Source organism: Levilactobacillus sp. FUA 3915, from assembly GCF_044053135.1.
Classification (GTDB): domain Bacteria; phylum Bacillota; class Bacilli; order Lactobacillales; family Lactobacillaceae; genus Levilactobacillus; species Levilactobacillus lanxiensis.
Genome location: NZ_CP168704.1, coordinates 1 through 13,051 on the forward strand (window position 1 = coordinate 1; position 13,051 = coordinate 13,051).

Annotated in this window: 10 protein-coding genes and 3 rRNA genes; 2 read left to right on the top strand and 11 right to left on the bottom strand. The window is 51.2% G+C overall.

Going from position 1 to position 13,051, the window contains the following annotated elements; translation table 11 throughout:
• The 5 genes from rrf to ACEPST_RS00465 form a co-directional block, all read right to left on the bottom strand.
• Positions 1-109, bottom strand: a 5S ribosomal RNA gene (gene rrf / locus ACEPST_RS00445).
• Between the two features lie 74 nt (positions 110-183).
• Positions 184-3,102, bottom strand: a 23S ribosomal RNA gene (locus ACEPST_RS00450).
• Between the two features lie 220 nt (positions 3,103-3,322).
• Positions 3,323-4,888 (bottom strand): 16S ribosomal RNA (locus tag ACEPST_RS00455).
• Together the 16S, 23S and 5S rRNA genes form the textbook arrangement of a ribosomal RNA operon.
• A gap of 477 nt (positions 4,889-5,365) precedes the next feature.
• Entirely contained in the window at positions 5,366-5,755 is a 390-nt protein-coding gene (locus ACEPST_RS00460) for a CvfD/Ygs/GSP13 family RNA-binding post-transcriptional regulator (RefSeq protein WP_125766254.1), read from the bottom strand.
• Positions 5,756-5,790: 35 nt separating this feature from the next.
• A complete protein-coding gene (locus tag ACEPST_RS00465) occupies positions 5,791-6,384 on the bottom strand; it encodes a peptidylprolyl isomerase (RefSeq protein ID WP_203646070.1) in 594 nt (197 codons plus the stop codon).
• A gap of 128 nt (positions 6,385-6,512) precedes the next feature.
• Between ACEPST_RS00465 and ACEPST_RS00470 the strand changes: the two genes are divergently transcribed.
• Entirely contained in the window at positions 6,513-7,022 is a 510-nt protein-coding gene (locus ACEPST_RS00470) for a phosphatidylglycerophosphatase A (protein ID WP_203646071.1), read from the top strand.
• Positions 7,023-7,148: 126 nt separating this feature from the next.
• Positions 7,149-7,814, top strand: a complete 666-nt coding sequence (locus ACEPST_RS00475) for a VTT domain-containing protein (RefSeq protein WP_203646072.1) — start codon at positions 7,149-7,151, stop codon at positions 7,812-7,814.
• A 72-nt stretch (positions 7,815-7,886) separates the two neighbouring features.
• On the opposite strand, the gene ACEPST_RS00480 is transcribed toward ACEPST_RS00475, so the two are convergent.
• From ACEPST_RS00480 to ACEPST_RS00505, 6 genes are all read right to left on the bottom strand, one after another.
• Positions 7,887-8,516 (bottom strand): TIGR01906 family membrane protein, encoded by a 630-nt coding sequence (locus tag ACEPST_RS00480; RefSeq protein WP_204121371.1) that lies wholly within the window; start codon positions 8,514-8,516, stop codon positions 7,887-7,889.
• Positions 8,509-9,303 (bottom strand): TIGR01457 family HAD-type hydrolase, encoded by a 795-nt coding sequence (locus ACEPST_RS00485; protein WP_204121372.1) that lies wholly within the window; start codon positions 9,301-9,303, stop codon positions 8,509-8,511. Before ACEPST_RS00485 ends, ACEPST_RS00480 begins: the two co-directional genes overlap by 8 nt.
• Before the next feature lie 12 nt (positions 9,304-9,315).
• Entirely contained in the window at positions 9,316-10,041 is a 726-nt protein-coding gene (locus ACEPST_RS00490; RefSeq protein WP_204121373.1) for a YutD family protein, read from the bottom strand.
• Positions 10,042-10,052: 11 nt separating this feature from the next.
• Positions 10,053-11,432, bottom strand: coding sequence for a bifunctional metallophosphatase/5'-nucleotidase (locus ACEPST_RS00495; RefSeq protein WP_204121374.1), 1,380 nt, complete (start codon positions 11,430-11,432; stop codon positions 10,053-10,055).
• Positions 11,433-11,546: 114 nt separating this feature from the next.
• A complete protein-coding gene (locus tag ACEPST_RS00500; protein WP_204121375.1) occupies positions 11,547-12,155 on the bottom strand; it encodes a metallophosphoesterase family protein in 609 nt (202 codons plus the stop codon).
• Between the two features lie 14 nt (positions 12,156-12,169).
• Positions 12,170-13,018: an aldo/keto reductase gene (locus ACEPST_RS00505; protein WP_204121430.1), complete on the bottom strand. Its 849-nt coding sequence runs from the start codon at positions 13,016-13,018 to the stop codon at positions 12,170-12,172.
• Positions 13,019-13,051 lie beyond the last annotated feature (33 nt).

A 13,051-nucleotide genomic window follows, 5' to 3' on the forward strand; every position in this document is an offset into this window, starting at 1 on the left:
ACGTCCTATCCTCGCAGGGGGCGATCCCCCAACTACTATCGGCGTGCTGAAGCTTAACTTCCGTGTTCGGCATGGGAACGGGTGTATCCTTCAGGCTATCGCCACTACACTATGAAAGAACTTCTTCTCTCAAAACTAGATATCATCAAATTATTTTCTATTGAGAACACCACGTTTTTCAACTTGGTTAAGTCCTCGACCGATTAGTACTGGTCCGCTTCACGTCTCACAACGCTGCCACTTCCAGCCTATCTACCTGATCATCTCTCAGGGGTCTTACTTCCATATAGGAATGGGAAATCTCATCTTGAGGCGAGTTTCACACTTAGATGCTTTCAGCGTTTATCTCATCCATACATAGCTACCCAGCGATGCGCCTGGCGGCACAACTGGTACACCAGAGGTATGTCCATCCCGGTCCTCTCGTACTAAGGACAGCTCCTCTCAAATTTCCTACGCCCGCGACGGATAGGGACCGAACTGTCTCACGACGTTCTGAACCCAGCTCGCGTACCGCTTTAATGGGCGAACAGCCCAACCCTTGGGACCGACTACAGCCCCAGGATGCGATGAGCCGACATCGAGGTGCCAAACCTCCCCGTCGATGTGGACTCTTGGGGGAGATAAGCCTGTTATCCCCAGGGTAGCTTTTATCCGTTGAGCGATGGCCCTTCCATACGGTACCACCGGATCACTAAGCCCGACTTTCGTCCCTGCTCGACCTGTCTGTCTCGCAGTCAAGCTCTCTTCTGCCTTTACACTCAATGAATGATTTCCAACCATTCTGAGAGAACCTTTGGGCGCCTCCGTTACTTTTTAGGAGGCGACCGCCCCAGTCAAACTGCCTACCTGACACTGTCTCCCACCACGATAAGTGGTGCGGGTTAGAGTGTTCACACAGCGAGGGTCGTATCCCACCAGCGCCTCACTCGAAACTAGCGTTCCGAGTTCTACGGCTCCGACCTATCCTGTACAAGCTGTGTCAACACCCAATATCAAGCTACAGTAAAGCTCCATGGGGTCTTTCCGTCCTGTCGCGGGTAACCTGCATCTTCACAGGTAATATAATTTCACCGAGTCTCTTGTTGAGACAGTGCCCAGATCGTTACGCCTTTCGTGCGGGTCGGAACTTACCCGACAAGGAATTTCGCTACCTTAGGACCGTTATAGTTACGGCCGCCGTTTACTGGGGCTTCATTTCTGGGCTTCGCCGAAGCTAACTCATCCACTTAACCTTCCAGCACCGGGCAGGCGTCAGCCCCTATACGTCATCTTACGATTTTGCAGAAACCTGTGTTTTTGATAAACAGTCGCCTGGGCCTTTTCACTGCGGCTACACTTGCGTGTAGCACCCCTTCTCCCGAAGTTACGGGGTCATTTTGCCGAGTTCCTTAACAAGAGTTCACTCGCTCACCTTAGGATACTCTCCTCGACTACCTGTGTCGGTTTGCGGTACGGGTAATTAATTACTAACTAGAAGCTTTTCTCGGCAGTGTGACATCTGGCACTTCCCTACTAAAATTCGGTCCTCGTAACGCCTTGTCCTTAGCAATAAGCATTTAACTCATCACCAGACTTGACGCTTGAACGCACATTTCCAATCGTGCGCATACCATAGCCTGCTGCGTCCCTCCATCGTTCAAACATAATTAACTAGTACAGGAATATCAACCTGTTATCCATCGCCTACGCTTCTCAGCCTCGGCTTAGGTCCCGACTAACCCTGGGAGGACGAGCCTTCCCCAGGAAACCTTAGTCATTCGGTGGATCAGATTCTCACTGATCTTTCGCTACTCATACCGGCATTCTCACTTCTAAGCGCTCCACTAGTCCTTACGATCTAGCTTCGTTGCCCTTAGAACGCTCTCCTATCACGTGACCTAATGGTCACATCCATAATTTCGGTAACATGCTTAGCCCCGGTAAATTTTCGGCGCAGGATCACTCGGCTAGTGAGCTATTACGCACTCTTTAAATGGTGGCTGCTTCTGAGCCAACATCCTAGCTGTCTATGCAACTCCACATCCTTTTCCACTCAGCATGTATTTAGGGACCTTAATTGATGGTCTGGGCTGTTCCCCTTTCGACGGTGGATCTTATCACTCATCGTCTGACTCCCGGATATAAATCAGTGACATTCGGAGTTTATCTGAATTCAGTAACCCATGACGGGCCCCTAGTCCAAACAGTGGCTCTACCTCCACGATTCTTAATTCCGAGGCTAACCCTAAAGCTATTTCGGAGAGAACCAGCTATCTCCAAGTTCGTTTGGAATTTCACCGCTATCCACACCTCATCCCAGCATTTTTCAACATACACGGGTTCGGTCCTCCAGTGCGCTTTACCGCACCTTCAACCTGGACATGGATAGGTCACCTGGTTTCGGGTCTACATCAATTTACTGAAACGCCCGTTTCAGACTCGCTTTCGCTACGGCTCCGGTCTTTACACCTTAACCTTGCAAATTAACGTAACTCGCCGGTTCATTCTACAAAAGGCACGCTATCACCCATTAACGGGCTCTAACTAATTGTAGGCACATGGTTTCAGGAACTATTTCACTCCGCTTCCGCGGTGCTTTTCACCTTTCCCTCACGGTACTGGTTCACTATCGGTCACTAGGGAGTATTTAGCCTTGGGAGATGGTCCTCCCGGTTTCCGACCACGTTTCACGTGTGTGGCCGTACTCAGGATCCTGAACTGAGGGTCAACGATTTCATCTACGGGGGTATCACCCGCTATGCCACGCCTTCCCAGACGTTTCGATTATCATTGACTTTGGTAACTCAAATGTTCAGTCCTACAACCCCAACAAGCAAGCTTGTTGGTTTGGGCTATTCCCCGTTCGCTCGCCGCTACTTAGGGAATCGATTTTTCTTTCTATTCCTGTGGGTACTTAGATGTTTCAGTTCCCCACGTCTGCCTCAATTCAAGTATGTATTCCCTGAATTGTAATAGTCGGTTAAAACTACTGGGTTTCCCCATTCGGAAATCTCCGGATCAAAGCTTACGTACAGCTCCCCGAAGCATATCGGTGTTAGTCCCGTCCTTCATCGGCTCCTAGTACCAAGGCATCCACCATGCGCCCTTCATAACTTAACCTAACGATTACTTCGTAATCGTTGATTAATTGAGTATTAGCGATAAAAACTAATTAAAAACTCAAAAAAATTCGCAGTGTTCTCGGTTTAATTATTAATAAAAATAATTATTAGAAAATATTTGATAATATCTAGTTTTCAAAGAACAAGTTAGAGAGGTAAGCCCCTCAAAACTGACCATTGTTTCGACAAAGTATGTGTAGCCTCCGTATATTCCTTAGAAAGGAGGTGATCCAGCCGCAGGTTCTCCTACGGCTACCTTGTTACGACTTCACCCTAATCATCTGTCCCACCTTAGACGGCTGACTCCCGAAGGTTATCTCACCGGCTTTGGGTGTTACAAACTCTCATGGTGTGACGGGCGGTGTGTACAAGGCCCGGGAACGTATTCACCGCGGCATGCTGATCCGCGATTACTAGCGATTCCAACTTCATGTAGGCGAGTTGCAGCCTACAATCCGAACTGAGAACGGCTTTAAGAGATTAGCTTAGCCTCACGACTTCGCAACTCGTTGTACCGTCCATTGTAGCACGTGTGTAGCCCAGGTCATAAGGGGCATGATGATTTGACGTCATCCCCACCTTCCTCCGGTTTGTCACCGGCAGTCTCACCAGAGTGCCCAACTTAATGCTGGCAACTGATAATAAGGGTTGCGCTCGTTGCGGGACTTAACCCAACATCTCACGACACGAGCTGACGACAACCATGCACCACCTGTATCCATGTCCCCGAAGGGAACGTCCTATCTCTAGGATTTGCATAGTATGTCAAGACCTGGTAAGGTTCTTCGCGTAGCTTCGAATTAAACCACATGCTCCACCGCTTGTGCGGGCCCCCGTCAATTCCTTTGAGTTTCAACCTTGCGGTCGTACTCCCCAGGCGGAGTGCTTAATGCGTTAGCTGCGGCACTGAAGGGCGGAAACCCTCCAACACCTAGCACTCATCGTTTACGGCATGGACTACCAGGGTATCTAATCCTGTTCGCTACCCATGCTTTCGAGCCTCAGCGTCAGTTACAGACTAGATAGCCGCCTTCGCCACTGGTGTTCTTCCATATATCTACGCATTCCACCGCTACACATGGAGTTCCACTGTCCTCTTCTGCACTCAAGTTACCCAGTTTCCGATGCACTTCTCCGGTTAAGCCGAAGGCTTTCACATCAGACTTAAGAAACCGCCTGCGCTCGCTTTACGCCCAATAAATCCGGACAACGCTTGCCACCTACGTATTACCGCGGCTGCTGGCACGTAGTTAGCCGTGGCTTTCTGGTTAAATACCGTCAACTTCTGAACAGTTACTCTCAGAAGTGTTCTTCTTTAACAACAGAGTTTTACGAGCCGAAACCCTTCTTCACTCACGCGGCATTGCTCCATCAGACTTTCGTCCATTGTGGAAGATTCCCTACTGCTGCCTCCCGTAGGAGTTTGGGCCGTGTCTCAGTCCCAATGTGGCCGATTACCCTCTCAGGTCGGCTACGTATCATTGTCTTGGTGGGCCTTTACCTCACCAACTAACTAATACGCCGCGGGATCATCCAGAAGTGATAGCCGAAGCCACCTTTCAAACAAGAACCATGCGGTTCTTGTTGTTATACGGTATTAGCACCTGTTTCCAAGTGTTATCCCCTGCTTCTGGGCAGATTTCCCACGTGTTACTCACCAGTTCGCCACTCGCTTCAATGTTAAAATCAGTGCAAGCACGTCATTCAACGGAAGCTCGTTCGACTTGCATGTATTAGGCATGCCGCCAGCGTTCGTCCTGAGCCAGGATCAAACTCTCATCTTAAAGATGATGCTTGAATAGCTCATCGATTGTTGTTACTTTATTTGTTATAAAAGCGAATTGACTTCGCAAATATTGTTTGGGTTTGATACCAAGTATCAAACCGCCCTACACATATTTGGTTTGTCGAAACAATGTTCAGTTTTCAAAGGTCTACCAAGTTGTCATAAGAAGCAATCGCTCCGTGACAACTTTTAAAGTATATCATGTCGTTTAAATCGTGTCAACATCTTTTTTCAACTCTCTGAATATTTATTCAACATCCGAAGAAATGAATTCGACGTGTTTGACACGCCTTGACAACATAAATCATTGTATCAGTTACGATTTAACTCGTCAAGCACAAATTTCAAATTTTGATTAACTATTCAAGAACTTGTTATTTATGCATTGCTCGTCTCAAATCAGCAACAGGTAATATCTTACCAATCATCTTTAAGTAGGTCAAGCCCTAATTGCAAATAAAATAAAAAGCCTCCCCTAAGAGGAAGCTTGTTCTTGATCTAAGCGCTGTGAGGCCTCGGACTTCCAGCCTTCTAGCCGATCCGCAATTGGTTTAAACCCAATGTTGATGCGATGGTTCGTCCAGTAATGTCGGTGTTGATGCTCCAGGGGCTCTGGGCTATACGCTACGTGCTCAAGGCACCGTAGCGACAAACTGATTTTTCCCGTGAACTCATCAATGTCCAGAATAACCACGTTCACTTCCTGATTGACCTTTAAATAGTCGTGAATGTCCTTCACGTACCCACAATGACATTCAGAAATATGAATGAGGCCCTGACGATGACCGCCCAAACTGACAAACGCCCCGTAAGGCTGAATGCCCGTAATGTGGCCGGTCACCCGTTGACCAATTTGAAACGGCATAGTCGTGCCCTCCTCACTAATCATCTGGTTCTCGCCTATTTGGCTTCTGTGACCGTGACTTTGTCCATGGTGACAGGCGTTGCTGGTTGATCACTAGCATCCGTCTTGACCTTGGCAATGGCGTCAACAACGTCCATCCCCGCGATAACTTGACCAAAGACTGTGTGACGGAAGTCCAACCAAGGAGTCCCACCATCTTTATAAGCATCGACGATTTCTTCTGGGAACCCGGCATCCTTCATCTGAGCCTGCATCTGTTCCGTCATGTCCTTATCTTGCACGATAAAGAATTGGCTCCCGTTGGTGTTAGGACCCGCATTCGCCATTGAGACAGCCCCACGCAAGTTGTATAACTCTTGTGAGAATTCATCTTCGAATGGTTGACCCCAGATGCTTTCGCCACCCATACCAGTGCCGGTTGGATCGCCACCTTGAATCATAAAGTTAGGAATGACCCGGTGGAACGTCAAGCCATCATAGTAACCGGCCTTGGCATGGGTCACAAAGTTTTCAACTGTCTTTGGTGCTTGTTCGGGGAAGAGTTGCAGCTGAATGGTCCCCATGGACGTTTCAATCGTTACTTGTGGACCCCTGGCGTTAGCCAAATCAATTTGTGGAAACTTTGTCATAATTATCCTCCATATCTTTTCAAAACACTATCTGCTTATCTATTATCACCGCCAACCGTCAAAAATGCAACTGACAGCCACGGTGTTATACTAAGAGAACACAATTTAATTCGAAGGAGTCTGATTAAATGACAAAACCAACAACGGCTTTAAAGCAACGGACGATTGACTTACTTAACGAACGAGGTGTCGAGCTTGAGGCCATCGCCGACCTGGTTATCTTCCTCCAAAAAGATTACATCGCCGGTCTCACCACCGAGGAAGCCCTTGCCAGTGTGCAAACCGTCCTTAGCAAACGAGAGGTCCAAAATGCCATCCTCACCGGGATTCAACTCGACATTGCTGCGGAACACCACACCCTACTGGAACCGCTACAGACAATTGTCGAACGAGACGAGGGGCTTTACGGCGTGGACGAAACCATGGCGCTCTCTATAGTAGACATTTACGGCTCAATCGGCTTTACCAACTACGGGTACATCGACCGGGTCAAGCCTGGAATCCTAGCCAAGCTCAACGCCCACGAACCGGGGATCATCCATACCTTCCTTGATGATCTCGTTGGGGCGATTGCGGCGGCTGCGGCTGCGCGGTTAGCCCACGACGATACTGGTGAGCAGGATACCCCGTTTAAATAAGTGTCGAACGCGCTTACCCTCAAATATCATAATTTCGTTAAGGTTCGCCGCCCCTGCTGACAGTGGGGTCAAAACCTTCTACAATGTAGGCATAACAAATTTCACACTAGCATAAGGAGACCCTTAATGGGATATTTAATTGATTTCGTCTTACACATCGACGACCACTTGGTGAACATCGTCAATACCTTTGGCGGGTCCACCTACTTCATTCTTTTCGCCATCGTTTTCGTGGAGACCGGTGCGGTGATTCTGCCCTTCCTTCCCGGCGACTCCCTGTTGTTCGCCGCAGCGGCCCTTGCTGCTAACCCCGCCTACAAGCTGAACATCTGGTTCTTCGTGGCACTCTTCCTATTAGCTGCCATCGGCGGGGATTCGCTCAACTTTTACTTGGGTGGCAAGGCCGGTGCCGCATTGTCCAGTCACTCGTGGTTCGGCCGCTTGATCAACAAGGATAAGCTCGCGCAGTCGGAGAAGTTCTTCCGTAAGCACGGACCGTTGGCCATCTTCTTGGGACGGTTCATGCCCATCATTCGGACATTCGTCCCCTTCACAGCTGCGGGTTCCCAATTCCCTTACCGACGTTTTCTCAAATACAACGTTAGTGCCGCCCTTACCTGGGTGGCCATTTGCTGTGGCGGTGGGTATTTCTTCGGGAACATCCCCTTCGTCAAGGCGCACTTCTCTGCCGTTGTCTTAGGCATCATCGTGATTTCCCTGATTCCCGCCGTCGTTGGTTGGTTAAAGGGGCGTCACCCGTCAACCCCGAGTAGCCTCCCGGAAGACGACTAAAAAATAAATTCTTGTGACACAAACAAAGCAGGACCTGAGAATTTTCTCAAGTCCTGCTTTTTAATTTACCAATTAGGCGCGTTTAATGGCGACGCGGCCCCGCCAGTATAACCAGCCGAGTCCCGCCTCGAATAGGACGAACGCCAACACGAAACAGTGCAGGAAGAACGTATCTGGTAGCGCATTGATGATAGGATCGAGATCCGGGTCAAAGAGCCAGTCGTTGTTGCGAAAGAGCACTTCGTGAAAGGCAATGAAGAAGCCGTTAAAGTTCACGGCGAGCATCGCCCCCAGCACCAGTGGCACAATCGCTGCAATCTGGACCGGCCGCAAGAGACGCCACTGTTCGGCCCGTTGCTTGAGCTGGTGCAAGTACCACCCCGCAGGTCCCACACTGAGCACGAGAACCACGTTATTGAGCAAAAAGAGGTTCTTCACGTCATGAAAGTGGACCATCCCCGTAAATGACGTGGGAAAATCGGTCATGTTTAAATCGGTCACCCACGGCAGTTCCAGGTACGCCAGCATTTGCAGATAATTGTGCATGATCTTGTGTGCAGACATCTGGACCGTTTGGCTGATGGCCAACCAGTGAATGTCTAGGCGATACAGCCACACGGCGTTGATCGTTAAGAAGATGCTTAACGTGATCAACGCTAAAAAGAGGGCGGTTAGCCCACCCCAGCGTGCTAACCTAGTCAATCGGCCCCGCCTCCAGATCCCAGTGAGCCAGGTCCGGCACGGTATAGGTCGGTTGGATGGCCTGTTGCGTCACTTGTGCCGGTGTCGACACGCCCGTATAGGTCAACAGGGTGTCCACCCCAGCGTGAATGCCGGCCAGGATGTCCGTCTGGTAGTTATCGCCTACCATCAGTGCCTGATCAGCCGCAATCCCCAGCTGTGCCACGGAATTATTTAAGATAATCGGTTCCGGCTTACCCACAAAAATCGGGTCCTGTTGCGTGGCGTAGCGCACCATATCGACCAGCGCCCCGGCACCGGGCATCAAGCCCCGGGCCTTGGGAATATTGGAGTCCGAATTGGTCCCGATAAACGTCGAGCCACTGCGAATCGCCAGAATGGCCTTCGCAAATTTTTCGTAGGTCACGTCACTGTCTAGCCCCACGACCACGTACTCGGGATGGTCCTCATCGACCGTAAACCCCTTTGCAGCCAAAGCCTGTTTGAGCCCAATCTCGCCCACCACGTAAACGGTTCGTTTGCCCGTCTGACCGGCGCGACGGTCTAAAAAGTCCGCCGTTGCCAGTCCGGCCGTGTACACGTTGTCCGTGGTGACGTGAATGTCGTGGTTATTGGCCAGGTTCGCCACCACGTCGACCGGGAGCTTGGTCGTGTTATTCGTCACAAATTTAAAGGGCACGTGCGCCGCCTGAAGTCGCTCCACGAACGCCTTTGCTTTGGGATAGCGCTTGCTACCCGCGTAGATGGTCCCATCGAGGTCGATTAAATAAGCCTGATACTTTTTCACTGCCAACTCTCCCTAATCTTCTTTTTTACGAATAGTAAAGTGCCGCCGTCCCTGACCGCCAGAAGCCACGGTGACCGTCTTCTTGTCGTTGCCCGTAGTGGGCTTGGCGACTGGCCGCCGTTCTTCCGTGTAGGGATGCGACGTGTTGCGGTGACGGCGGTGTGACCGTCGCCGATGCGTGTTGTGTGCGCCGTTGCCGTTGCCGTTAACAGTAGCATGGCTTTCAGCCGTGGCCGATTTCTTAGCTGGTGCAGCTTCGCGCTTAGCCGACTGGTTCGTTGGCTTTTCTGCCGCGGCTTTCGTCTGATTGCTGGAACTGGTCGGCCGTGCGTTTCGACGCCGTCTCGGCCGCCGTGGTTTGGGTGCCGATTTCACATCCAAATTGTGCAGAATAAAGTAGGCACAGCCAAAATTACAGGATTCATAGAGATAGTCCTGCACGGCATCAATCTGATTTTGCTTGGCGCCCGCACGGTCTTCGGCGTAAAAGCCCTTCAACCGGAGCTGTTCGAAGCCCCAGTCGCCGACAATGTAGTCGAATTTGCTCAAGATGGTGCTGAAGCGTTGGGAGAATTCCGTGAAATCAAAGCCCTCCCGGACGTCAGCAACCACTTCGTAGGGATGGCCGTTGATGTTTAAATGCGTTTCATCGACCCGGACCACTTCGGCGGCTGGCTCCCGGGTTTCTTTTTGTTCGGCAACAAGTGCCTCTAAATCTTTGCGATCCACCGTCGTCATCCTCTCTGTTTCTAAGTTAAGGGGTAGTGCTTCGCCAGATATTTGGCAAAGACTTCCCGTAATAAGTCTTCATATAAAATTTGATTCTGGCCCACGATTGAGATCGTTGGGAAAAATGGGATGAACAAATAGTGATCCAATCCCGCAATCGTATACTGCTTAGTTGGTGATAGCGGTTCGCCCCGCCAGGTGACCTCGTGGGTCTTGGCGTCATAGGCGATACCCAAATAATTGATCTCTCCAAAGATTTTACCACGAAATCCCATGCCTTTTTGCGGAAAGTATCGTAAAAATAGCCGGGCGAGCTCAAATTCCTGAATCAACCGCCACAAGTCGTAGCCACTTAACGTGATCTTCATCACGTGCATGTTGTGGGGTAAGAGCTCGTGGAGTTGATTCTGGTTGACCACGCCACTAGGTAAATCGTGGAGAAAGAGCCCGGCATTTAAAATGGCTGCTTGGGTGCCGGCGTACTCCGCCACCGCGTGCAAGCCCTCTTGAACCAGCCGGGGATGACCAGCCGGATCAGCCTCCATGGCAACCGGCAAGTTGGCGACCCGTTGTTCGGACAAAATGGACTTGCCCAGGTCATCGAGTGCGCCAATTTCAGCAGCATCCCCGCTCTGTTCGGGTAAGGTCGCCGTTTCCACCACGCCGGCCTGGCCCCGCTTCAGCTGATGATCCTCGAGGTCCAACGTAATGCGGCCCACGTAACGCCCCCATTTGCCAGCCGCGGCCAACAGGCTATGGTTATCCTGCTCACCGTGCTTGAGCAAGTGGTGCGTGTGACTGCCGATGATGACCGTCACCTCGGGAAAGCGCTTGGCAATCTGCCGGTCAACGTCTAATCCCAAATGTGACAGCAAGACGCACACGTCAAATTGCCCGGCGTAGGTCTGTAAGAGCTGCGTTAAGGCTGGATTGACGGCAATCGGGTACCAACCGGCCAAAGGATACGTCAGATGGTACGGCGCCGTTAGCCCTAACACCAGCATCCGGGTCCCTGCCGGCGTCGTGAAAATCTGATGGTCGATGGCCCAATCCGGTTGCTCGTGCGTGTCCCCGGTCAGGATGTTGCCCAGAATCACGGGGAAATTTGCATGGTCGTAGAGATGGTCCAACTGTGCGCGCATGAATCCCAGGCCCTCGTTGTTGCCAATCGTGGCCGCATCGTAGCCAATCTGATTCATCAGTTCAATGTTTTTCTGACCGACCGTCGCCTCACTCACGGGGTGGACCCGGTCAATGTTATCACCCAAATCAAAGGTGTAGACGGTGTCCCCCGCTTGTTCGGCCTGTTGCCGGGTGGTCGCCAGGTACCGGCGAATCCGCGGCCAGTTCTCAAAGTGTGAGTGCAGGTCGTTGGTATGCAAAATGGTAATCCGTTCCATCAATTCTCTCTCCTCTTAACACTGATTTCAATCGTACGGCATCGGAGAGAAACGGTCAAGCACGGGCCGCAATACCTGACCGGCCTGATAACCGTGACCATCCTAAACGACCATTTATTGCTTTTCCTGGAACTCCTGGGCCTTGCCAGCGACCATTTCTTCAATCTCACTGGTTGAAAATGGCGTTCCAAATGGCACTTGTTCGGTGAGATAGCGGGTTTCTGGCGTATCCACGCCAACGTTGATATTCTCTTTGACCGGCACCGCGTAATGGTGAATATGCCCGTGCAAATTAATAATCTGGTTCACGATTCCCAGCATCATTGGGTAATGGGTCATGTAATACTGCCGGTGATCATATTTGATCAGTACGCCGACGTCGTGAAAGGCAAATTTCGGCTGACCGTTTTCAATGGGGTTGTGCGCCGCCAGGTACTTGAACAGGGCGCGACTGTCATGATTCCCCTTGATCAGTTCCAAATGGCCGTTCAGTTGCGATAAGACGTTGCAGACGGCCTCATCCGACTTCACGGCTGGCTTGGTAAAGTATAGGGCAATGTCGCCCAGATGATAGACCGTGTCGGTCGGCGCCACCCGCTTGTTCCAATTATCAATGATAGTTTGATTCATTTCGTCCACGCTGGCAAAGGGCCGTGGGGCAAAATCGCTGTCCCCCAACAGATCTTCGTGAAAGAAATGGGTATCTGACGTAAAAAATTCCATGAGTGCTCCCCCTTTTATAAGATATCTAATGGTTGCTTCGTCGTTGGTGCTGGAAAGGCTTGGTCCAGCTGCGCTAATTCAGCCGGCGACAACGTCAGGTCGCCCGCGGCAACATTTTGTGTCATATGCGCCACGGAACTGGTCTGCGGAATCGCCAGGACTTGCGGTTGGTGAATGACCCACGCCAAGAGGACTTGATAGATTGACACGTGGTGTTGAGCCGCGATGGCCTTGACCGTCTCGTTTGTGGTCAAATGGTGGCCCCAAGCATCCCCCTGAGCAAGTGGTGAATAGGCAATCAATGGCAGCTGGTGTTCTCGTTGCCAGGGCAAGACGGCGTAGTCCAAGCCTCGACTCCCCAGGTGGTACAGGTCTTCGTTGGCGACGGCTTGATCACCGCCGGGGAGCTGCCAGAGTTCCTTTAAGTCGTCAATATCAAAGTTAGACACGCCCCACGACCGGATTTTCCCGGTCTGTTGCAGGCGTTGGAGCTCCGCCACCGTTTCTGCTAACGGTACGTTGCCCCGCCAATGGTAGAGGTAAAGATCCAGATAATTCGTCCGTAACCGCCGCAGACTGGCATCCAAGCTGGCGGCCATGCGTTGCCGGGACGCATTTTCCGGTAACACCTTGGAGATCAGATAGATCTGTTGTCGGTCGACGGGGGCCAACGCCTCCCCGACCAGGTCCTCGGCCCGACCGGAACCATACATTTCGGCCGTATCGATGACCCGGGCCCCCGCAGCGATGCCCGCGCGGATGGCCGCAATCTCAGTTTCCCGTTGGTCTGGACGGTCGCCCATGTGCCAGGTTCCAATGCCAATTGCGGGCACTGTCTGTCCGGCAATCGTGACTTGTTTCATCATTAAACACCCCTATTAGCTTAGTCACCAACT

Coding starts and splice junctions, on each gene's coding strand:
- ACEPST_RS00460 (WP_125766254.1), bottom strand. CDS start 5,755: ATGCCGTTTCAAATTGGTCAACGGGTGACCGGCCACATTACGGGCATT.
- ACEPST_RS00465 (WP_203646070.1), bottom strand. CDS start 6,384: ATGACAAAGTTTCCACAAATTGATTTGGCTAACGCCAGGGGTCCACAA.
- ACEPST_RS00470 (WP_203646071.1), top strand. CDS start 6,513: ATGACAAAACCAACAACGGCTTTAAAGCAACGGACGATTGACTTACTT.
- ACEPST_RS00475 (WP_203646072.1), top strand. CDS start 7,149: ATGGGATATTTAATTGATTTCGTCTTACACATCGACGACCACTTGGTG.
- ACEPST_RS00490 (WP_204121373.1), bottom strand. CDS start 10,041: ATGACGACGGTGGATCGCAAAGATTTAGAGGCACTTGTTGCCGAACAA.
- ACEPST_RS00495 (WP_204121374.1), bottom strand. CDS start 11,432: ATGGAACGGATTACCATTTTGCATACCAACGACCTGCACTCACACTTT.
- ACEPST_RS00500 (WP_204121375.1), bottom strand. CDS start 12,155: ATGGAATTTTTTACGTCAGATACCCATTTCTTTCACGAAGATCTGTTG.
- ACEPST_RS00505 (WP_204121430.1), bottom strand. CDS start 13,018: ATGAAACAAGTCACGATTGCCGGACAGACAGTGCCCGCAATTGGCATT.